General features: G+C 44.5%; 18 protein-coding genes, 1 tRNA gene and 3 pseudogenes. 8 read left to right on the forward strand and 14 right to left on the reverse strand.

Going from position 1 to position 21,537, the window contains the following annotated elements; all coding sequences use genetic code 11:
- Window positions 1-85 precede the first annotated feature (85 nt).
- Window positions 86-1,309 (reverse strand): D-alanyl-D-alanine-carboxypeptidase/endopeptidase AmpH, encoded by a 1,224-nt coding sequence (ampH, locus tag AYY16_RS10815; RefSeq protein WP_067366137.1) that lies wholly within the window; start codon window positions 1,307-1,309, stop codon window positions 86-88.
- Window positions 1,310-1,718: 409 nt separating this feature from the next.
- Between ampH and AYY16_RS10820 the strand changes: the two genes are divergently transcribed.
- The 5 genes from AYY16_RS10820 to AYY16_RS10840 all read left to right on the forward strand — a co-directional run bounded on the left by AYY16_RS10820 (window position 1,719) and on the right by AYY16_RS10840 (window position 6,563).
- Window positions 1,719-1,799: transfer RNA gene (locus AYY16_RS10820), tRNA-Leu, on the forward strand.
- Window positions 1,800-2,287: 488 nt separating this feature from the next.
- Window positions 2,288-2,626, forward strand: a complete 339-nt coding sequence (locus tag AYY16_RS10825) for a helix-turn-helix domain-containing protein (protein ID WP_067367232.1) — start codon at window positions 2,288-2,290, stop codon at window positions 2,624-2,626.
- Window positions 2,616-3,893 carry a type II toxin-antitoxin system HipA family toxin gene (locus AYY16_RS10830; RefSeq protein WP_067367235.1) on the forward strand — a complete coding sequence of 426 codons (1,278 nt, stop codon included), beginning with the start codon at window positions 2,616-2,618 and terminating at the stop codon, window positions 3,891-3,893. Before AYY16_RS10825 ends, AYY16_RS10830 begins: the two co-directional genes overlap by 11 nt.
- Window positions 3,894-4,362: 469 nt before the next feature.
- The gene (locus AYY16_RS10835) at window positions 4,363-5,622 is read left to right on the forward strand and encodes a tyrosine-type recombinase/integrase (RefSeq protein ID WP_067366140.1); all 1,260 of its coding nucleotides are present in this window, start codon (window positions 4,363-4,365) and stop codon (window positions 5,620-5,622) included.
- Window positions 5,623-5,915: 293 nt separating this feature from the next.
- The gene (locus AYY16_RS10840) at window positions 5,916-6,563 is read left to right on the forward strand and encodes an RES family NAD+ phosphorylase (protein WP_162271054.1); all 648 of its coding nucleotides are present in this window, start codon (window positions 5,916-5,918) and stop codon (window positions 6,561-6,563) included.
- A gap of 42 nt (window positions 6,564-6,605) precedes the next feature.
- Here the strand turns inward: AYY16_RS10840 and AYY16_RS10845 are convergent, their stop codons facing one another.
- On the reverse strand, window positions 6,606-7,247 hold the full coding sequence (locus AYY16_RS10845) for a helix-turn-helix domain-containing protein (protein ID WP_067366146.1): 642 nt from the start codon (window positions 7,245-7,247) through the stop codon (window positions 6,606-6,608).
- Between the two features lie 400 nt (window positions 7,248-7,647).
- Between AYY16_RS10845 and AYY16_RS10850 the strand changes: the two genes are divergently transcribed.
- Entirely contained in the window at window positions 7,648-7,836 is a 189-nt protein-coding gene (locus AYY16_RS10850; protein WP_067366148.1) for a hypothetical protein, read from the forward strand.
- An 881-nt stretch (window positions 7,837-8,717) separates the two neighbouring features.
- On the opposite strand, the gene AYY16_RS21055 is transcribed toward AYY16_RS10850, so the two are convergent.
- From AYY16_RS21055 to AYY16_RS21075, 10 genes and pseudogenes are all read right to left on the reverse strand, one after another.
- Window positions 8,718-9,851, reverse strand: a complete 1,134-nt coding sequence (locus tag AYY16_RS21055) for a helicase RepA family protein (protein WP_396673023.1) — start codon at window positions 9,849-9,851, stop codon at window positions 8,718-8,720.
- Window positions 9,852-9,860: 9 nt separating this feature from the next.
- Window positions 9,861-10,751 (reverse strand): annotated as a pseudogene (locus tag AYY16_RS21060) (primase-helicase zinc-binding domain-containing protein); the annotation flags it as partial.
- Entirely contained in the window at window positions 10,744-10,920 is a 177-nt protein-coding gene (locus tag AYY16_RS20545; RefSeq protein ID WP_166417039.1) for a hypothetical protein, read from the reverse strand. The gene AYY16_RS20545 and the pseudogene AYY16_RS21060, both read right to left, overlap by 8 nt.
- Window positions 10,921-11,129: 209 nt before the next feature.
- A complete protein-coding gene (locus AYY16_RS10860; protein WP_067366153.1) occupies window positions 11,130-11,330 on the reverse strand; it encodes a helix-turn-helix transcriptional regulator in 201 nt (66 codons plus the stop codon).
- A gap of 2 nt (window positions 11,331-11,332) precedes the next feature.
- Window positions 11,333-12,211, reverse strand: coding sequence for an integrase domain-containing protein (locus AYY16_RS10865; protein WP_067366156.1), 879 nt, complete (start codon window positions 12,209-12,211; stop codon window positions 11,333-11,335).
- Window positions 12,212-13,408: 1,197 nt separating this feature from the next.
- The gene (locus tag AYY16_RS21065) at window positions 13,409-13,495 is read right to left on the reverse strand and encodes a DUF1240 domain-containing protein (RefSeq protein WP_328585676.1); all 87 of its coding nucleotides are present in this window, start codon (window positions 13,493-13,495) and stop codon (window positions 13,409-13,411) included.
- A 1-nt stretch (window position 13,496) separates the two neighbouring features.
- Window positions 13,497-13,811 carry a DUF1240 domain-containing protein gene (locus AYY16_RS10875; RefSeq protein WP_235846276.1) on the reverse strand — a complete coding sequence of 105 codons (315 nt, stop codon included), beginning with the start codon at window positions 13,809-13,811 and terminating at the stop codon, window positions 13,497-13,499.
- A gap of 811 nt (window positions 13,812-14,622) precedes the next feature.
- The gene (locus AYY16_RS21070; protein ID WP_235846277.1) at window positions 14,623-14,997 is read right to left on the reverse strand and encodes a hypothetical protein; all 375 of its coding nucleotides are present in this window, start codon (window positions 14,995-14,997) and stop codon (window positions 14,623-14,625) included.
- Between the two features lie 380 nt (window positions 14,998-15,377).
- Window positions 15,378-16,583 carry an AAA family ATPase gene (locus AYY16_RS10885; protein WP_412778963.1) on the reverse strand — a complete coding sequence of 402 codons (1,206 nt, stop codon included), beginning with the start codon at window positions 16,581-16,583 and terminating at the stop codon, window positions 15,378-15,380.
- A 98-nt stretch (window positions 16,584-16,681) separates the two neighbouring features.
- The gene (locus AYY16_RS21075; RefSeq protein ID WP_235846279.1) at window positions 16,682-16,936 is read right to left on the reverse strand and encodes an AAA family ATPase; all 255 of its coding nucleotides are present in this window, start codon (window positions 16,934-16,936) and stop codon (window positions 16,682-16,684) included.
- A gap of 161 nt (window positions 16,937-17,097) precedes the next feature.
- Between AYY16_RS21075 and AYY16_RS10895 the strand changes: the two are divergent.
- Window positions 17,098-18,226 (forward strand): annotated as a pseudogene (locus AYY16_RS10895) (IS3 family transposase).
- A gap of 1 nt (window position 18,227) precedes the next feature.
- Here AYY16_RS10895 and AYY16_RS10900 read toward each other — a convergent pair.
- Window positions 18,228-19,577: a type II toxin-antitoxin system HipA family toxin gene (locus AYY16_RS10900; RefSeq protein WP_067366160.1), complete on the reverse strand. Its 1,350-nt coding sequence runs from the start codon at window positions 19,575-19,577 to the stop codon at window positions 18,228-18,230.
- 3 nt (window positions 19,578-19,580) lie between these two features.
- Window positions 19,581-19,832 carry a helix-turn-helix domain-containing protein gene (locus AYY16_RS10905; protein WP_067366163.1) on the reverse strand — a complete coding sequence of 84 codons (252 nt, stop codon included), beginning with the start codon at window positions 19,830-19,832 and terminating at the stop codon, window positions 19,581-19,583.
- A gap of 236 nt (window positions 19,833-20,068) precedes the next feature.
- Between AYY16_RS10905 and AYY16_RS10910 the strand changes: the two are divergent.
- Window positions 20,069-21,497, forward strand: a pseudogene (locus tag AYY16_RS10910) (DNA cytosine methyltransferase).
- Window positions 21,498-21,537 lie beyond the last annotated feature (40 nt).

Genomic DNA, 21,537 nt, shown 5'->3' on the forward strand with positions numbered 1-21,537 from the left:
TTTTACAAAAGTAATCGTAATAAAACAACGCCGGTCAGTATTTGCTGACCGGCGTTGTTGTTTTATTCACAATGAACTGCATTTCTCACAGAAAATCGCGGGTATGTAAATCCGCCAGTGAGCGCACCAAATCATTGACACCATTCGGTAACGGGCTGAATTTACTGCCATCCTTACGGGTCATTACCACAAAGATACCGACATTTTTCTCCGGGATCATGGCCATATAGGTATTAAAGCCACCACCGCCACCGGTTTTCTGGTAAATCGCCGGGATATCCCCTACAGGTGCCAGATACACCCAGCCCAGCCCCAGTCCGTCAGCCTCACCAGCTACATCCATCCCTTTGATTTCATTAAGATGTCCGCGCTTGAAATAGATAGTCTGCTCTTTGGAGGCCGTTGCTTTGCGTGCTGAATGTCCGGATGAGAGAAAACCCTGCATCCACTTCTGCATATCCGCCGGTGTGGAATAAACCCCGCCGCTGCCAACCGCCGCCAGCGTGCTGTAACAATCACTCGGCTTGAAACCGACCATCAGGCGCTTACATTGTGCGGAAGAAGGATTGTAAGTTGTATCTTTCATGTTTGCCGGCTGCGTAACATATTGTCTGAACAGCTCAGGATAAGGACGTTTTCCGGCTTTTTCGAGCGCATCTGCCAGTAAGTCGTACGCAATATTGGAATAGGCGGCTTCCGTTCCCGGCTGGGCGGTCAGTTTTGTTGTTTTCAGCCATGTCCAGCGCTGGTCATGGTTTGGCCAGGTAAACACCGGGCGCCCCCATTTCCCGCCGGGCTGTTCACGCGGCAGAATACTGGTGTGGCTTGCCAGATGAAACAGGCGGATAGGCTTGCCGTTATAAGCCGGAACTTTTGTCTGCTCGTACGTGTATTTTTGCAGCGGATCATTCAGATTCACCAGCCCGTCATCCGCCATTTTTACCAGCACTTCACTGGTCATCAGTTTACTGACGGATGCAATACGGATTAGCGAATCTGTCCGTGGTTTGACACCATTACCCGGACGGGTTTCACCATAGCTGCGGTGAAAAATCTCTTTGTTATCAATCACCACCATAAACATACCGCGGGCGTCTGTGTCTGAGAAAATTTTCTCCCCGATTTCATCCACCAGTTGCGGCGCCAGTTTCAGCGGCGTTGTACTGTTATCAACAATGGACCAGTCCAGAGGCGGGCGTTCTGCGGGCGAAACAGCTTGCTTCGCAGGCTGTGAGGAACAGGCGGAGAGAGCGATTGCCAATAATGAAAAAGGCAGCAGACGCACAATATGACGGTGTAATTTACTCATGATGATTTAACAAGCCTTCCGTGCAAGCATAAAAACATAAGAATATGAGAATCAATGTAAGTCAGTTATTTTTTGAAGACACGTAACAAAATACCAATGGCGATACCAATAAAAATACCCATTGCAATCCAGCCGACAAAGCCCATATCTACCTCACATTTATCAGGAACCGGGGGTGATTATATAAGCAATTGTATTGATGTCTATTCATCCGGGGACGAATCTCCATAAATAAAACGACAATAACCCGCAGAGCTAAAAACGGGCAGAAATGTATCGGATGTAAAATAAAGCATCATCTTACTGAAATGATGGATTTTTAATCACTCAACAGACCGATGATATGATAATTCTTGCACCTCTCGGCACCACACGTATAATAACGCCGTTATCGAGAACACACTTCAGTGCCGGAGTGGCGGAATTGGTAGACGCAGTTGATTCAAAATCAACCGCTTTAGGGCGTGCCGGTTCGATTCCGCCTTCGGCATTCTTAAGTGAAATCAAGCTACCGCGAGGTGGCTTTTTTTTGTGCCTGAAATTCGCTATCCGGCTGTTTTTAGCCACCTTTCCTGTTTATAAGTTTCTGTAAAATAACATTTTAATTTCCAATTACTGGTTCGTGTAACGCGTTCCTGTTACTCCGTCGCCGTCCGGGCGCCAGCCGGGCAAAAAAACGGTTTTGACGGGGTCAACTTTGCGACGCGGTTTTTTGACCCTGTGACGGGGTATTTGATTGCGTCATGTTTGTACAAATGGTGATTGTTCAGCCTGAAATGTGGATGCTGAAGAAAATAGGAATTACTAAAGGTTAGTACAAGGTGGCTTTGGTTTTGTTCTATAAATGGAGCATGTAAGCTTATTGCGCTCCATTTATGGAACATGACGCACCTGAAATTCAGGCGCAAATTTGTGTTGTTCTATAAATGGGCTATACTGATGCTATATGCTCTATTAATGGAACAAAAGGAGAGTGTGATGGCAAAATCATTCACCCGAACCTACTCCCGTTATAGCAGCGATGCCACACGGTTGCTGGGATTGATGCTTCGTACTGCGCGTATTGAGCATAAATTAACAGTTGAAGAGTTGGCGGAACGAGCTGGTGTATCCAGGGGGCTTGTTTATCGTGCTGAACAAGGGGATATGGGATGTGCGATTGGTGTGGTGTTTGAACTGGCTGCCATAGTCGGGATTTCACTTTTTACGCCTGATCATCTGTCTATGACGTTACATACCGCAAACGCAGAAAAAACCTTATCGCTTTTGCCACGTGCAGTGCGCCACCCGAAGAAGATAATAAATGATGATTTCTGATAATAATCCTGACCGTGCGTACGTATGGATCTGGTTACCTGATGCGACCCAGCCGGTTATTGCAGGCGTCATAAACCGGGATGGTGCGAGGTTTGTATTTAACTACGGTCGTAGTTATCTGGAGCGGAAAGATGCTATCCCTATTTATGAAACGGAACTCCCGCTGGACCGGGGAACTATTTTTCCGGCACCGGGACTACAGCAAGTTAGTGCACTACGTGATGCTGCCCCGGATGCATGGGGACGTCGTGTTATTCTGAATCGGATGATGGGTGCTCAGGGTAAAGATGCTGATACTGAAAGGCTGGATGAGCTGACATATCTGCTCGAGTCAGGTTCAGACAGAATCGGGGGGCTTGATTTTCAGCTATCAGCAACAGAGTACGTGTCCCGGGCGTCTCAAAGTGCATCCCTTGAAGAGTTGATGCAGGCAGCATCTATGGTTGAAAACGGTATACCCCTGACTCCTGAACTCGATCAAGCGCTTTTTCATGGTAGTTCATTGGGCGGGGCACGACCAAAGGCAATGATAGAATCCGGGAATCGCAAATATATTGCGAAGTTCTCTTCTTCTACGGATACCTATAATGTCGTGAAAGCAGAATATGTGGCTATGCGGCTGGCTTCTATGGCCGGATTAAATGTTGCATCTGTTCTTATCCATAATACAGCAGGTAAAGATGTCATACTTGTTGAGCGTTTCGACCGTATACGAAGTGATGCAGGGTGGCAGCGTCGTTTGATGGTTTCTGCGCTGACTATTTTTGGCCTTGATGAGATGATGGCAAGATATACGAGTTATGAGGATTTGACAGATATTATTCGTCAGCGCTTTGATGCACCTAAAGAAACACTGCGGGAACTGTTCGGGCGTTTGGTTTTTAATATTATTTGCGGTAACACTGATGATCACGCCAGAAATCATGCGGCATTTTGCGATGGTAAAAAACTCAGACTGACGCCTGCTTATGATATTTGCCCTCAGAATCGTGCCGGTAATGAAGCAACGCAGGCCATGCTGATTACAGGCGAAAACAGAATGAGTAATCTTGCTGTTTGTCTGTCAGCAGCAGCCAAATTTCTGCTGAGTGAACAGGAAGCTATCGAACTTATATCCCACAGTATCAGGACTGTTCAGGAGAACTGGGATGAGATATGTAGTGAAGCCTCATTGAGCGAAGTCGATCGTAATTTATTGTGGAGACGAATGTTTCTCAACCCGTTTATTTTTGAAGGTGCCCCGGAAGCAATTGTGAACCTGCGGTGATCTGTTTTGCTGTCGATTGATTAATCGTAAACTGACAGATAGTTACAACTTGCCTGCACTGTGTTCGTTGATCATCCGGTGATGCGAACACAATGAACAGAGGCAACTACTGCGATTTGGATTTGACCCTGTGACGGCGGAAGGGCGGGGTTTTACATCACTGATCAATAAATAATGACGATATTTCTTCAAGATATATATCGCCACCTGTATACCCCGATAAAAAATATCACTATTTATCTTTTCAAATAAAAACAACGAATTAAATTTTCCCCCTCAAATTATACCAACCGGTAACTCAGCCTGTTTCGTTATTCTGCACTGTTTTTGGTTGTCCACACAGTGATGAACCCCTATGTCACCTGCTTATTAAAATGTTCAACCTTGTGAATATACTTCTTTGTTGTTCCCAGAGTACGTAAAAGTCACGATGCGATAAACCAATTCGACAAAGGAGTGACCCGGACTTATGGCATTAAGTGACATGGCAGCAAGGAACGCAAAACCTGGTAAAAAGATGTACAAACTGGCCGACGAGTACGGCCTGTATCTTCAGGTAAATCCGATCGGTACAAAGCGCTGGTATTTTAAGTTTGCATACAACGGCAAAGAGAGCCGGATAGCATTCGGCGCATATCCGCTGGTTTCACTGTCACGCGCCCGTGATAAACGCGATGAAGCCCGTCTGATGATACTGGATGGCATTCACCCGAAGCAGAAGCGTATCGCGGAGAAGGAAGCCGAAGAGGACGCGCTGAATACCTTTGAGAAAATGGCGCGGGAATGGTCACAGCAGATGCTCAGACGGCGGCGCTGGTCAGAGACGCACGCCAACCGTATCTGGCGCGATATGGAAAAGCATATTCTCCCGGCGATAGGTCAGCGGCATGTTGCAGAACTGAAAACCAAAGATTTACTGATACCGCTGCGGGTCGTGGAGGCGAATGATCGCCTGGAGCTGGCCTCACGGCTGAAGCAGCGGATCACGGATATCATGGGATATGCAGTTCAATGCGGCGTGATTGATCGCAATCCGGCGAAAGACATGGCCGGAGCGTTGATGCCGCCGCGGGTTACTCACCGCCCGGCGTTACGGCTGGAACGGTTGCCGGAGTTTCTGACGAAGCTGGATTATTACTACGGCCGCCGGCTAACCAAACTGGCGATACAGTTTACGCTGCTGACGTTTTCGCGCTCCAGTGAAATCCGGCTTGCCCGCTGGTCTGAATTCGACATAGAACGCGCCATCTGGATAATTCCGGCGGAGCGCACGCCGATCCCCGGTGTGAAATTCTCTTATCGTGGTGCGAAAATGCAGTCAGAACATATTGTGCCACTGTCGCGCCAGACTCTGGCCGTTCTGGCAGAGATCAGGACAATCAGCGGAGAGGGCGAGCTACTCTTCCCGGGCGACCACAGCCTGATAAAACCGATGAGTGAGAACACGGTGAACAATGCCCTGCGGACGATGGGATATGACACTGCTAAGGAGCTGTGCGGTCATGGTTTTCGCACCATGGCGTGCAGCGCACTGATTGAATCAGGAAAATGGTCACGGGATGCGATAGAGCGGCAGATGAGCCACCAGGAGCGCAATGCCGTCCGCGCCGCCTATATTCACAAAGCCGAACACATTGTGGAACGAAAACTGATAATGCAATGGTGGGGTGATTACCTGGATGCGGTCAGCAGGGAATTTGTGGTGCCGTATGAGTTTGAGATCGGATAATATTTAATACACTACCGGCTGTTTTTAGATGGCCGGTACTGTATATCATCTTTTAGTTTTGACTCTGTTCAGACTATTTTTCATATCCAATTCAAAGAATAACAATAAAAACCTTAACCTGATTTAACAAATGTGCAACGATTGCCGCTCTTGCTTATGGGCAGGATCGGCAGTTCACATACAGAAATATGAACTGAACTTTCAGGAAGGGTGAAGCATATCGCTATCATTCGTTATTTAGTAAGGATATTAAATATATAGGAATTATTTTTGATGGAAGATATCTCGTCGTTTTGGAACAACTGACCCAGCTTTGCCATAACGGGAAATTACCTGTTTTAGGTTTTGATCTGGATGTGAAGCGCTTTCAGGGAAAACACTATCCGTCAGCGGAACATTACGGGAAACCAACAAAACCGGATGATATGGGGCGCTATAACGATCTGTCCGGTAATACCGGGGTATGCTATTTCGCAGAGAACAGCCTGACAGCACTGGCAGAAAGTTATGGCAGGATGTATCACCATGGTCGCGGGCATTTTGCGATATCCGGCAGCAGTCTGGAGATTGCTCAGATGTACACATTGCATCCGGTATTCCCGCTGCGATTGGTTGATATGGCGACTCTTGCGTCTATGTTGCATTTGACAGCGGATCAACTGACCGGTGTTGACTACACACTGACGCAGGCTATCACGGGTTGTCTGGCAAATGATCCGGAGCGGGATTTCCATGGTATCCGTTATGCAAGCCGTCACTATCTTGCGGGGATGTGCCTCGCAGTGTTTGAACCGGAAGAGGGAAAGTTGTTTAAAATCCTGGCGTGTGAATCACTCAGTAAGTATACAGAGCATCAGTTTCTGCCTGTCGGCTGGCCTTATAAGGACATCACGGCAGAGGAGATGCTGGTGAAAATACTACACTTCGATGTGACGCTTTAATGCTGTTATGGTTCACCGGTCTGTCCGGGCCGGTGAACCCTTTTATGATGCTATCTGATTGGCGAAAAGCGTAGCCTCGCGGCGTAGCAGTGTTATTTTTTCATCGGAAGGATTATCACGGAGGATCTCAAGCGGTGTTTTTACCGGATTTTTATTATCAACGCGAACCGGGCTGGTCAGGAATGAAACCCGTGCGGTTGCATCCGTTTCCGGCGGCAGACACAGCAGAATATCGTCCAGATGAGGGAGCATTTCCGACCCCTTAAACTGAAAGACAGGGAACAGATAATCACCGCCACGGCGTACTGCAATCAGCTTGCCTTTGTTCACATGATTATTAACAGTTTGCCGTGTCACTCCCAGCAACTCACTGACCTCTTTCGCTTTTACAGTACCGCCCAGCTTATCCAGCTTCTGATAAAATCTGACTGTAGCCTGAATTCTGGCTTTAAACATCTCCATTTCGCGATCATTCATCCGCGTTTTCTTTTGCAGATAAGCATTTACAACGTAAACCAGCAGCTCAAGGTCTTCCAGTACCATGATTTCAGATACCAGAGATTTATCGTCAAAATCAGCAAAAAGGGATGAAACAAGATGACTGACGCGGCTTGCCAGCACCTCATTTGCATGAAATGAAACAGCCGGCTTTTTTCTTTCTCTTTCAGCACTGTGTGTATGCATACGATCCTCCCATTTTTCCGCATGTGACAAAGCGGGGTGGTTTACGTTTATAGTAAGTCATGATTTATAAATCGTCAAATATATGCATGAAAAACAACCTTCGGATGTGATCATTTTTGTCAGATACTGGCTGAGCACAAACCTGCCAGTGCGCGAGGGTGATGGGATACAAGATGGTTAAGGAGCTGTGCGGTTACAGTTTTTTAACCATTGTGGAACGAAAACTGATAATGCATACATAAGTTTCTGTTCTTACGATCCGGCAGTGTACAAACACTGTGTTGGTGACGTTAAAATGGTTTATATCTGAATTAGTTGATACCTTAGATATTCCTGTATCAGAGATATATAGACATCCTGATGTGGCGAGAAAAAATAAAACTGAAGCGGGTACTACATCATGGTAAAGAAAATGATCTTTGTGCTGGTAATGCTTTCTTCATTATCAATGAATGCATTATCTAAAAATATAAGCAAAATTGAAATATCTGAGTCAGGTAGTATTTATGATGGTGAAGATAATAAATATGAAAAAGAAGCATGTAAAAAATTTGTTCCAAATAAGAACCAGTTAATGAATTTTTTTTAAATTTGCTGAGGAGTCAAATGAGAATAAATGGCTGCATGATTATTATTCTGCATGTATATCGTATGGGAATGTTCAATTTGAAGATGGTTTTTCCGGGAAATGGACTATTCAGTCAAGTGGCCTTGGGTATGTGATCCCGGATAATGGTAGTCCTGTTTATTTTTTCTATAAAGATAATAAATGGGAAGATCCTAACGCCTGCACTTACGGGCTGGGTGATGAACCTGAGTCAGATCCCGGATGTTAGTATATTTATATGATTCTACTATAATTTATTGATATATATTTAATTTTAGTTATATGCAAACATCAGGCTTACGGACATTATAAGTAATACATAAGCAGCAGCAAAAATATAAGGGGCAACAATTAGTATCGCTGACAAAAATAATGCAAGCCTTAAAATCCGTCCTGATGAGATGGATGAAAGCCAAAGTGCAAGCAGAGAAAAAACAACAACTGCCAGAAAATCAATGCGCTTATAAATAAAAAAAAATGGTATCTATCAATATTATCTCATCCATGGTGATTAGTACGGGCTACGTTCCGAATCTAATATAAAATACCCGGGCACTGAAAATTTTCAATCAAAAATATCTGGCTTAACGATAAATTTGAGATGGGCACTGACACGTTGTCTGTAAATCAGCAGGGTTTTAACTGCGCCTGCCAGGAAAAAAACGTGAGAACGTCCCCCACTTCATCCCCCACATGGCTGGGTGCCACTTCTTCCCCCACCTCATTTTTAAAATTTAACGTAACTACATGTTTATTATAATATTACAGTATCGCCCCCACTTAGGTTCTATATATAACTGCGAAGTGGGGGAAAACACCGGTTTTTGTGGTACTCCGGACAGCTTCCCCCACTATTCCCCCGTTTAGTCCCCCACTTTGGTCTGATACGACAGCGGGATAATTTCCTCGCCACGCAATGTGATCAGATTGTCTTTTTCCAGCTTATCCAGCCAGCGGGAAAACTTTTTGGAGACATCAAATCCCATTGCTTTCATATCGTCACGCAGTACCGCACGGGTGCAGCTTTCGCCTTTGGCTGTCCGTGAGCGGATAGCCTGCCACAGCGCGACATGGTTGTCCGTCAGGCGCGGAACACCGGCTAAATCCGGATCAGAGGCCGGATCGTCATCCCGGACCTCACGCCCTTCGTCATTTAGTACCAGTGAGGTGATCTGGTCGCCGTCCTCATCCACATATAAATCAACAGAATGCAGATCATACGCACGGCGCGGCGGCTCTTCTGCATCTTTCATTTTGGTGCAACTGAGGATGATTGCCGGGTCTTCACCTTCGCGGCGCACATGAAACTCGACATCAAGAGCTGCACGAAACGCACTGGAGCCTCTCGCACCCTTATCCTGATCTTTGCCGGAGTGATGGATAACCAGAACAGTGGCCTGTGTGGCGGCTTTGATAAAATCACAGCCCTGAATGAATGCGCCCATATCTTTGGCTGCATTCTCATCCGAACCACCGAAACAGCGGGCGAGGGTGTCGAGTATGATCAGGCGCACCGGCATACCCGTTGCGTCTTTTACATCATTCGCGGCTTGTATCACCTGATGCACACTGTCCGGGCTTGCCGGGAAAATCGGGCAATCAACGCGGTAGAGTGAATCTATCGGACTGCCGCCGTTCAGTGTCTGTTCCCACGCACGGATACGGCGGGGTACGCCGATCCCCCCCTCACCGACAACATAAATCACCGCACCCTGTGTAACCGGTTTACCCGCCCACGGCTTGCCGGTTGCGATATGGCATCCCCACGAAACCGCCAGGAACGATTTATACGACCCGCTGGCACCATAGGCACTGGCAACACACGAACCGGGCAGATAGCCTTTGATCAGATAATCCTGACGTGTATCAAAGCCGTCAGAACCTTTGCGCAGCGGAAGATTGCTGTTGAATTGCGGCGCAGTGTAATTAATGCAGGTAAGCGGTGCGCGCTGCGGCTGATAGCACTGTTTGCGGAATGCCGCTTTTGTTGCTTCGATACCATGCTGCCGGCGGAAATCATCCCAGTCACACTGTGTGGCAGCCGGCGGCAGGGAAACCCGGCCATTGACTGCCAGCGCTGCTTTTTCTGCCTGTTCTTTGCCGGTATTGGTCGTGCCGTCAGTATGGATATCATGATCGCCCGCCAGGATAATGGCGGCCTCCGGGTGCTGACTGCGTAACGCATTCGCGATATTGATAAGATTGTTCGCGGATACGGCGGCAACAATCGCCGCCGTGGTGGTGATCAGGCTGAGCGTCAGACCGGTCGCGTAACCCTCAGTGATGATGATGGTCTCCGGATCATCCGGAAACTGAATCGTGATAAACGCGCCTTTCAGCTGAGAGCCGGGCAACAGCCGTTTTCCGCCTGCGGGATTAATCAGCTGTGCGCCGGTGAGCTCACCCGCTGTATTATTCAGCGTCAGCAACAGGCTCCCTTCACCAAAGGAGAGATCACTGATTTGCATGGTCTGCTGCGCGGTCAGGCAGGGCAGCAGTGCAGTAAGTCCTTTTGCGCTGAGATACAGGCTTTCACCTGTTTTTGTATGCTTCAGGATCTGGCGGATTTTATCCTGTGGTGCCCGGCGGCTACCTATTTTTTCTCTGGCGGGCGGTGTTGACACTGCCAACACCCGGTTTTCTGCCAATTGTGCCGCCTCAGACAGACTGCACTGTTTCACCAGTGCGACTAAATCCAGCCCGTCACCGTGACCGCATTGGTTACAGAACCAGGTGCCGCGTCCTGCTTTATTATCAAACCGGAAGCGGTCTTTTCCGCCGCAGGCTGGGCAGGCGCTGTGTCTGCCGTCCGGCTGAACCGGGATATCCAGCATCGCCATTATCGCAGGCCAGTTATGGCGGCATCGTGCCACAATATCAGTCACTGATTTATTCATCGCTGAGCACCTCCGTTGTCAGCGCAGCATTGAGCATGTTGATGCGTTCCCACAGGACGTACATCAGCAGCTCTTCAGCATAGGGGTGTTCAAGTCGGATAATGGCAAACGCGAGGGCACAGCACTGGTCAGAGAGTTCTTCAGGCGTGAGAGGGGTGTGATCATACATAAGGCACCCCCGCAGAAAATGAAATGAACAGTGGGGATAACAAAAGAAGAATGGCGGACATAAAGTGGCCTCCGATAAATGAATGGTACACATGCAGTGCATGTGAATCGATATCATTGGGATTTTCGGAACGCCAACTCCGGTTACAGATTGAACCGTAACCATGAGAATATAACGCAGATATACAATAGATAAATTACAAAAAACGCTCATTTACGCTGTTCCTCACGTTTTTTGATGTGTGTCGCAATCCATTCATTTATTTCACTTTCCACCCAGGCAATCGAGCGGGAGCCTATTTTGACAGGGCGCGGGAATTTCCCGAGACTCATCTGCACATAAACCCATGACCGCTTAAAGCCGGTTTTTTTCATCACCTCGCGAACCCGCAGTAAATTGTATTCAGTCATAATCAATCCTCTTTCCGTGTGTAAACGCGTTCAACATAGCGGCCGCGACCATCGCCATGACCCAGATCCATGGATGTCAGCGCCCTGGCTTCCGTGCGGGAATAGCCCTGCGACAGATAATGCGCAATTGCATCCTGCGCCCATGCATAACGCAGACTGTGCGGCGAGTAGCGACCGGTCAGTCCGATACGTGCGGTATGCGTGCGCCAGTAATTCATCGCTGTTTTTAGATCTGGTTTATCAATCAGTCTGCCGTTGCGGCTTTCAACAATCCGCAATGCGTTATCTATCGCCTGCTTTACGGCGTCCCGATCGATAATCTGTACCTCCCGCGGGCGGCCGCCTTTTGTACCAAACACGACAGTGATGGTGGAACAGGAATTGTGAATTCGGTTTTCCCACATTTTTATTGATGCCGCACACTGCACTGCTTCCTGCGATCTCAGCCCTAACAGGCGGGCGAGTTGCAGGGTACAGGCAAAGCCCTCATCACGCGCCTGAGCCAGTTGCAGTGCGGCCTGAAAGCGATCATCCGGGATTGCCAGCTTTGTTCCGGCACGGCTCGCACCACTTAATCCAAGCACCTTATTGGTCAGCCGTTCTGATTCAGCCAGCTTATCTCTGCCTGCTGTGCGCAGAACGCAGCGCAGTGCAGACATTTCATTTTGCAGTGAGCGCAGGGCAATTCCTGCCGATTGGCGATCTGCAATAAAGCTCTCGATATGTTTTGATTTCAGATGGCGGATATCTTTAATCTGAATATTCAGCGCGAGAAGGTGACGGCTGAATCTATCCATAATCCGGATACGGTCATGCACAGTTTTGAAACTGCCGCCGGACTGTTTCGCCAGCATGGTCATTTCCCTGGTTAATTTACTCATACGAATTTCCCTGTATTTCAGCTGACTGCATTTCTCCGGCGCATGGATTGATGCTCTGAACGATACCTGTGCGCCGGAGCGGGCAGAGGTTGAGGTATTACGGGGCGTCGGTGTTGCACTCTGTGCAGCCGCCTGCGTTAGCAGGTTATCCCCACGGGCCTGGCAGCCCGTCCCCGGTATCGGTTCAGTGTGGTTTTGGTCTCCTTTAGGTTATTTGTCAGACGCTGACGGTGGTGTCAGAGGCATGACGGATTTTGTAAGCGGTATATCTCGGGAGCTGAGAGTAGTCTGTGCGGCGGCGTCACTTTCACTGTGTAAAAGTGACGCCTTAAACACTGCGCAGCAGGACAGGCGCTTGCAGATGCCCTGAGGCATAGCAGAGCGCAGTAAGCTGCACATATCAGACACTGAGATTTGGTTTTAACGGCATTTCTTCCGGATTGCGGAAGCATATTGCGGCCACCCGGAGGCGTCAGTTGCAGGCCACGATGACTTTGGCGTGTGGTCGCCCGAAGGCGTCAGTTACAGACCACGCGATGACTTTGGCGTGTGACCACCCGAAGGCGTTTCTTGCAGGTCACTTATACCCCTATTCATTCAAACCGCAGGTTCGTTGGCTGCACTCAGCCCGCCGGGTCACATACCAATGTATGCTCCCCGTCGGTCGGAGCTTGCCGCCTGCCTGCAACTTGAATGACGTTGGGTATATATCTTATTGATATTGAAACATTGGCGGCTGTCACTGACAGCAGGTTTTACGCGTATAAACGTAGGGGGAACGGATGACGGGTTCAAGCGGGTTTACGTTTCATGAAAATGGCTAAAAAAGGCAACATTGCCGCAAAGCCAGGAAATCCCCGGAATTAGGTGGCTAATAATTTGCATCAGCAACTGTATTTGGGGTTTTGAAGGTTTCCTGAGTAGATCGGGTGATTGAGTTTTTGGGATGGGGACTGGTATTAAAAATTCAGAATTAGCGTATTCAGATGGAATCTGTATCTATACCTAGAAATTATTTAAAGGGTAGTATCTTCGGATACAGCATCAATAACGATATGATCAATCTGCCTGTTTTCATTATATTTATTCTTCGTTATTATATTTTATTCAATATATTCATAGCAGATATAATAGCCGGACTATCCGGAGGTGACATTGCTTTACTGCCAAGTGGTTAATAATTAAACCACGTACTATTTATTTACACATATTTTTTGATAGAACATATTCATTAGGAGCGAATATGGATTTTTTGTCACAAATCAGATAACCTTTTGATGTCAGGCTAACGTTGACGTAGGCTGAAAAAAAACAAACTAAAAATCATGCCGAATATTGCTATTCCTGCCAGATATTTTGCAGTGCTTACTGTTCTTTTTGTTGGTTTTATATCGCGTGATAAAATAAATCCAAAATATGCAAAATAAATAATCAAGGGGGAGCCAAAACCGAACAGACCGGTTAAGAATGAAAACTCTATTTTCTCCTTCATCAAAAAATAATCCAGATAATGAGCTATTGAAACATATATCCCATAGCCAGCCAAAAGAAGTAAAAATACAGATGAAAGGAGTAATTTGATAGAGGCTGCTTTAACCACGGCTATGTTTCCCCTGAAGGGTAAAAAACTGATCCGAATAATGAGTTGTTTCTGATTTTTTCGGTCGGTTAGGTTTTACTATAATTGATATATGCATTTGCCTTATTCCAATCAATTACATTCGTTTCATAGATATATCCCATTTCAATACCCTCTGAACCTAATTTAGCTTAGGTTAGTAAAGTTATCATCGATATGCAATTAGGGATACGCCTGGGATTCGGAAAAAGCTACTCAACGGCTGTTTTTAAGCTGGGCCCTCAGTGACAACTATGTTGACACTGAGGGGAATGTGAGCACTTTATTCTACTATCCAACTGATATTTTATATAATTTACACGGTAACGCCATTAGATTACTGAACAGTGTGATCCAATGGTGATAAAGAAACGCAAGGTATTTCTGACAGATGACCCAGTATGGAAAGTGATTTACAGAGTCTAATAATAATTCAGGCCCTTTACCAATGTTGGAATTACTAAACTTTAACTAGATCTTGTTTTTTTTATATGGTCCACAACTCCAACTAAAGAAATTTTTTCCTAACTTATGCCATTTCTCTGAAAGCTTCGGTGATAAGTTAGGATTGTATTTCTTCAAACTTCCAGTTTGTATGAACTTTAATGTATTACTAAGCAAGTGATCACCAAAGCCGTCATAATTTTCACAATCATAATCTATATCAAGTTGATTTAATATCGGCCCCCAATAGTCACCGTGTCTTTCATCAAGTGCTAATGCAGTTTTAAACTTAAAACCTTTTTTGTGATCGAAATAAAACTTTACTGCTTCATCAATAGAGCAAAGATTTTTAAAGAAAATGAGAGATTTTTTTTTTGTTCTGTAATTGATTTTGATTTATTAACACATCTTCGATTGTTGTCAAAGGAACTAATGATTCTATTTCATGTACATCTAAAATCTCTACAAAACCTGAGCGAATAGTTTTGGAACCAAGGAAATGTGAGCAAGTTCCTCCGTGTGGAGCTTTAGGGTGCTCTTTATCATTATCCACTATACAAAAAACAATTTCATTATTTTTAATTATACGTTCAAATATGTCTTTCGTACTTCCACCTCCACCGTTTAGAGCAGTGAAATTAATTTCACAACGAGATAAACTGATATTTTCTGCATAATGGATAGCTATTATTTTAAAAAAAATCAGAATCCAATGGGTTTTCACATACTATTTTAACCTTTTGTAATTGTGCTGAATCATTAAAATATAAAGGGCCACAAACAAATTTGAAATTTTCACCAGTTTGAACCCATGTGAAGGATTTATCTCTGATAGTAAAATCGACAGATACGTAGAAGGATACTTGTTGTAAGACTGCATGGTACTCAGTTAGACCGGATAAAGCCTCATGGGCATAATGTTTTGATGAATGGCTGTAGAATCCTTTTGTATCACCAATGATAGTTTTAAAAAAAATCTCTCGATGCTATTATCAAGTGTTTTTGTTCGGCAAATGACCTAAGTATATTTTCAATTGCTATTGCAAATGAGTTATTCAGTACTTTATCTGGGGTTGCATTTATAATATTAATTAACATAATTACTTACCTGAAAAAAAAACCAACCGGCCAGTTTTGAAGAAAACCATTTTCATCAAAATAAGACTTTTTAACTATAGTCTGTTGCTCTTCATTTTTTTCAAATACTAATATTGAGACATCATCCTCTGAAAGACCTTCATTATCTTCAATATATTCACCAAGCGCTTCAATCATTGTCTGACTATGTGTCTCAAAAATTATTTTTAAATCTACATTATTTTCTTTTGCTTTGGTTATAACTTTCGCAAAAATTCTTGCTAAATTATTCTGATATGATGGATGTAAATGTAATTCAGGCTGCTCAATGATAAATGTTATGGGGTTTCTATACGTGGTTGTGCGACGTTCCGTTTCAAGCCAAATAGCCGTAACTATTGGTAAAACTTGAGAATAACCAAAGCCCATATCACTAACATTATAGTTTTCACTATTTTCACCGGTATTAATTAAAATAGCAAAATGTGATCCACTTTGTTCAACTTTTATGATGAAATCAAAATTTGATTTAGTCCAAGCTTCAAATTTTAATTTATCGGCTGGTCGTAACGAATTTAAAAGCATTGCTAGATTAGAACCTGTGTGGTCTATCTCATTTACCTGTAAATCTTGAAAGCGATAAAATCTTTCAGATGTGGCTCGTAGTGGAGCTATATATTTTACGCCTCCAAATAAATTTGATAAATAAGTATTAATTATATCTATAACATTGTTAATATTCCAGCCTATTATAAATGGATATAATTCATTCATAATGTCAGTATGTTGGAGCTTAAAGTTTTTACTAAAAATTTTTTGTTCCCTAAATAAGAAGGTGACTAAATTTTCAGCATCACTTTTAGGCATAAAAGCAATTCTTTTAAAAGAATCCTGGATTTGACTCATATCCGATTTAGTATGGAAATATTGTTTTATATATTTTACAGCAAGATCAATAAATGATAACTCTAACGCTCTATCATTTCTGGCGTGTCGTAAATAGAATGATGTGTTTGAACTGATATTTTCTTCTTTACCCTTTAAAGATAGATTAGGTATGAATTGGCCAAGGTTTTTAGCTATTACACCTTCCCGCTCTACTATTTTATTACCGGATTCGATAAGTAATTTTACATTATTGTTATTTTCATCCATAGTAATAAAAATAGTTACGTCACTTAAAATTATTTTAATTGTTTTTGTTTTTGTTTTTTTTGTCTTTGGAGTAAACAGTTAACTCTACTTCAACATCTGTTGCTTGTATGTTTTGGCTAGTAAGACGATAGTAAGAATATCTTTGCAATAATTCTGGTGGAATTGAAAATGAAAAACTAAATGTAATTTCTTTTTTTTTCAGAGTTTCGAGAAAGTACATCTGTAAAATCACCAAAATCTACATACCTCCCATACCATAGTATTGGGCCAGTAGTATTTTCCTCTACAGATTGACGAAGTAAAGGAAATGTACGCAAAAGAGAACTCTTACCACTACTATTCTTACCAACGAATACTGTAATTGGTTTCAGTTCAATAAAAGTTTTATTGACAAAACTCCTGAAATTTTGAAGGCCTATACCTTTAATCATTTATCACCTCATTGCTTTCGCGCAATCAATCATTTTTATAAATGAATCTTAATATTTTGGACAGATGCGTGCAATACTTTCTCCGCTACGACAGAGTGATCGTGTCCGCCAGTAGTGGATACGCAGCTAAGTGAGTAAACTCTCAATCAGAGGTGGCTCATATGACTAAATTAGTCTTAGATACAAAGAAAACACGTAAACAGCACACCCCTGAATTTAGTATGGAGGCCCTGAAGCTGGCTGCACGCATCGGAGTGACTGCGGCTGCCCGCGAACTCAGCCTCCATGAATCGCAGCTTTATACTTGGCGTAGTAAACAGCAGCAGAAAATGCCGGTGTCAGACTGCGAAAATGAACTAGCGACTGAAAACGCCCGACTGAAAACGCCCGTCTGAAGCGGCAACTGGCTGAACGGGAGGAGGAGCTGTCCATCCTCTAAAAGACCGCGACATACTTCGCGAAACACCTGAAGTGAAGTATGTCTTTATTGAAAAATATTGGGCTGAATTCCATATCTGCGCTACGTGCTGGGTTCTTCAGGTTGCCAGCAGTGGCTGGTACCGCTTGTGTCAGCGTTGTGACACAGCAGTTCGTGCTCAGTTTTTTTACTGCAAAACAACGCTATGGTGCGCTCAGGCTGACGGATGAGTTGTATGATGGCGGCATAAAATATAACCGTAAAATGGTATCTGCGAGCCTCCGCGTTCAGGGCTTACAGGTCAAGGCTACTCAGAAATTCAGGCCGGTAAGCTACCGTAACCATGGTTTGCCTGTCTCAGAAAATGTGTTGAAACAGGATTTTTATGCGCCCGGTCCGAACCAAAAATGAGCAGGAGACATTACGTACCTGCACACCGGCGAAAGCTGGTTGTACCTGGCTGTCGTAATCGACCTGTGGTCACGGGAGGTTATCGAGTGGTCAATGTCATCTAGGATGACGGCCCGACGGGCCTGTGATGCGCTGCGTATGGCCATGGCACACCAGAATTATCCGGAACACGTGATAGTTCATACCGATCGCGTTAGCCAGTATTGTTCTGTCGAATATCGGGCAGGACTGAAAAGGCACAGCCTGACCGGCAGCATGAATGCAAGGGCTGTTGTGATGATAATGCCAGCGCGGAAAGCTTTTTTCACTCACTAAAAGTAGAAGCTGTTCACGGTGAATATTTTGCTGACAGGCAGGCGATACGGACAGAGATATTTAATTATATCGAATGTGACTATAATAAATGGCGGCGTCACAGTGTCTGTAGCGGGATCAGCCCAGAGCAGTTTGAAAACCAATAGCTCACTTAGAGTAGTGTCCACATTTGGTGGTCAGGATCAGATCAGCCTCACCCCATTTAACGATTTTAGCAGCCTGCCCGGATAACCCTTTGAAAATGGCGTCACTGATATGTTGCGGAAAATCCGCCGGTAACTCTGTGGCTACAGTGGCGATTACAGCGTCTGCGCAAGAGGCCATTTCAAGCATAAGATGACGGGCGGTATCCTGAGAAAAGCCAACCCGTGCGGCGGTACTGATAAAATGCCGTGGCTGTATCATCGCAAAATTATACTGCTTATTTTTCCCGTATAACGCCATCGCCATTTTGGCTTTTTTAAGCGGAATGCTCCTGCTGCCAAAAATAGGAAATGCAGACATCACATCATAAAGCGGCGTCATCCGGAACGATGTTTCGGGCTCGATAAACAGGCTGAAATTCTTCCCGTGACCATCAATTGCAGCCAGCATCCAGAACAGAATCTGTGATTTAAAAAATAATTCACGGTCTTGTGTGGCAAGGCGGGAGCCTAACAACAGATTCATTGCATCCGCTATTCCCGGGCCGCCGTGTGATTCATATTTCAGTGCCGGAGATACTCCCAGAGCCTGGCAAAAATCTTCCTGAGGCAACCGCATCAGCCAGCCATTCTCTGACCACTTCCGATCAAAGCGCCCGACGATAAGTACCTTTTTCTGACCAAATACGGTTAATTCAGCATCAGCTGCGGGGAATCCAAATGCTTTGGCGATACGCAAACACAGCCATTCATTTTCGCAGCTTTCCCGCAGGTCGATATTATTCTGTTCTATCCGCCCAATCGGGAGCTTAAAAATATGACTGGTAGGTGTACTGCCTTGTGGTCGCTGCCAGCAGTTCTGATACCGGAGCAGGGCTGTTTTTTCCTGAGCTCCGGCTAAAGAAATACGGAAATCAGCGCCTTCTTCCATCCCTAAAGGTGCCGTCTGATAGCCATCAAGCAGTGTTTCAATCTGATGATCATCCAGCGGCTCAGCCCGTATTTCCATGACAGACGGAATGTCACTGCCCGACGGATACAGCTGAATTGCGCCCACGCAGTCACGCCCGACACTTGCCAGCAGATCAAACGGGTGTGTTGTATCAACATGGAACCGTGCCTGCATCCTGGCAATAATCGCCTCTGAATCCGGCAGCAGGTTGCTGAAAAAATTGAATACTTCCTTACCCCTGATTCTGTTGTGCTGAAGGGGCAGTGATAATGAAATAGCACGGGAACCGGGCTCAGACAGCCATTCCGGCGTGTATTCGAATGACATAGCACCCGTACCATCCCGATACAGTGTGCCTACCACATCGCCGTTCATGGCGACTGTCAGTGCCTGTGTTTTCATTCCTTACCACTCCTTATTCCATGTTTTTTTCTCATCCGGAGTTGAGCCACGTTTCGTAACATGAAGCTCCAGATCCAGAGCGGCAAGGATTTTGAACAATGTTTCCAGCTTAGTGGATTCCGGTTTATTCTCGAAATCAGAAACGGTTGTCTGTTTGATACCAATCAGCTCAGCAGTCTGAGTCTGACTCATCTTACTGATCTTTCGTTGATCTCTGACGGCATTAGCCAGTGCAGCCGGTGATGTGACTTTCATTTTTATCCCCTATGGCGGATATTACAATGTTATCCCCTGTGGAGGATAAAATTAGAATAGCCGCTATGGGGGGTAAAGGCAATTTGTCGATTATTATAGATGAAATATCTGGTGGGATAGATATGGATTACTAATTCGCTTAATTCTTAATCACTGGTTAAATAACCAGATAATTTTGTTTTTTTCTGGGTCGAATGAGTGATAAGGTATCACCAATAAGACCCATTGGAGGTGCTATGTCAGAATTTGAATTACTCGCTCAGGATCTTCTCCAAAAATCCGGAGAGGAAGAAAAGCACCGGCAGGAAAAAGATACAAAACTCATCACTAAAGTTCTGGAGATTTATGATCAGAAGTATGTTGCTGAGTTGCTGAGAAAAGTCGGTAAAAATGAGTGGAGCAGAGAAACACTTAATCGCTGGGTCAACGGAAAGTGTGCTCCGAAATTATTAACTTCTGCTGAAGAGACTTTGCTTAAAAAGATGCTTCCGGAACCTCCGGAACACCATCCAAATTATACTTTTCGGTTTATCGACTTATTTGCCGGTATTGGCGGTATCCGTAAAGGATTTGAGTCGATTGGTGGTCATTGTGTATTTACCAGCGAATGGAATGAATATGCTGTACGTACTTATAAGGCCAACTGGTTTAATGATGAGCTGGAACACAAGTTTAACCACGATATTCGCGAAATTACACTGAGTGATGATACTGAAGTATCTGAAGCTGAAGCTTATAAGCATATAGATAAAGAAATTCCTGACCACGATGTGTTACTGGCAGGCTTTCCTTGCCAGCCTTTTAGTCTGGCAGGCGTCAGTAAAAAAAAACTCCATGGGACGTGCTCATGGTTTTGAATGTGAAGCTCAGGGAACATTATTCTTTGATGTCGCCAGAATTATTAAATCAAAGAAACCAAGTATCTTTGTATTAGAGAATGTTAAGAATCTAAAAAGTCATGATAAAGGAAAAACCTTCAAAGTCATCATGGATACACTCGATGAGTTAGGCTATGAAGTAGCGGATGCAGGAATTTCCGGTTCTGCTGATCCTAAAATTATTGATGGTAAGCATTTCCTTCCTCAACACAGGGAACGAATTGTATTAGTTGGATTCCGCCGTGATCTGAAGCTTCATGAAGGATTTACGCTGCGTGACATAAGTCGTTTTTATCCTGAAAATAGACAGACATTTGGCGGGTTATTGGAACCGATTGTTGATAGTAAATATATTTTGACTCCTAAGCTTTGGGAATATCTTTATAATTATGCCAAAAAGCATGCAGCTAAAGGTAATGGCTTTGGATTTGGACTTGTTGATCCTAATGATGCTCATAGTGTTGCCCGTACTTTATCAGCCCGTTATCACAAAGATGGCTCAGAAATACTGATTGACAGAGGTTGGGATAAAACTAAGGGTGAGGTCGATTTTAGTGATGAAAATAATCAGATTCATCGACCAAGACGATTAACTCCACGGGAATGTGCACGATTAATGGGGTTTGAAAAAATAGGTGAGAAGCCATTCAGAATACCTGTTTCTGATACTCAATCTTATCGTCAATTTGGGAATTCAGTTATTGTTCCTGTATTTGAAGCTGTCGCTAAATTACTTGAATCATATATTATTAAGTCAGTTTCAATCAGAGAGAAAACAAAAAATTAATAACATTAATCTCCGGTTTAATATGCCGGAGATTATTCTA

Origin of the sequence: Morganella psychrotolerans (assembly GCF_001676155.1) — a bacterium.
Classification (GTDB): Bacteria; Pseudomonadota; Gammaproteobacteria; order Enterobacterales; family Enterobacteriaceae; genus Morganella; species Morganella psychrotolerans.

What these genes read in the sequence shown, in the direction of transcription:
- AYY16_RS10825 (WP_067367232.1), top strand. Translation starts at nt 2,288, where the DNA reads ATGGCAAAATCATTCACCCGAACCTACTCCCGTTATAGCAGCGATGCC.
- AYY16_RS10835 (WP_067366140.1), top strand. Translation starts at nt 4,363, where the DNA reads ATGGCATTAAGTGACATGGCAGCAAGGAACGCAAAACCTGGTAAAAAG.
- AYY16_RS21075 (WP_235846279.1), bottom strand. Translation starts at nt 16,936, where the DNA reads ATGATTAAAGGTATAGGCCTTCAAAATTTCAGGAGTTTTGTCAATAAA.
- AYY16_RS10900 (WP_067366160.1), bottom strand. Translation starts at nt 19,577, where the DNA reads ATGAAAACACAGGCACTGACAGTCGCCATGAACGGCGATGTGGTAGGC.
- AYY16_RS10865 (WP_067366156.1), bottom strand. Translation starts at nt 12,211, where the DNA reads ATGAGTAAATTAACCAGGGAAATGACCATGCTGGCGAAACAGTCCGGC.
- AYY16_RS10850 (WP_067366148.1), top strand. Translation starts at nt 7,648, where the DNA reads ATGGTAAAGAAAATGATCTTTGTGCTGGTAATGCTTTCTTCATTATCA.
- AYY16_RS10845 (WP_067366146.1), bottom strand. Translation starts at nt 7,247, where the DNA reads ATGCATACACACAGTGCTGAAAGAGAAAGAAAAAAGCCGGCTGTTTCA.
- AYY16_RS10830 (WP_067367235.1), top strand. Translation starts at nt 2,616, where the DNA reads ATGATTTCTGATAATAATCCTGACCGTGCGTACGTATGGATCTGGTTA.
- AYY16_RS10905 (WP_067366163.1), bottom strand. Translation starts at nt 19,832, where the DNA reads ATGAAAGTCACATCACCGGCTGCACTGGCTAATGCCGTCAGAGATCAA.
- AYY16_RS10860 (WP_067366153.1), bottom strand. Translation starts at nt 11,330, where the DNA reads ATGACTGAATACAATTTACTGCGGGTTCGCGAGGTGATGAAAAAAACC.
- AYY16_RS20545 (WP_166417039.1), bottom strand. Translation starts at nt 10,920, where the DNA reads ATGTATGATCACACCCCTCTCACGCCTGAAGAACTCTCTGACCAGTGC.
- ampH (WP_067366137.1), bottom strand. Translation starts at nt 1,309, where the DNA reads ATGAGTAAATTACACCGTCATATTGTGCGTCTGCTGCCTTTTTCATTA.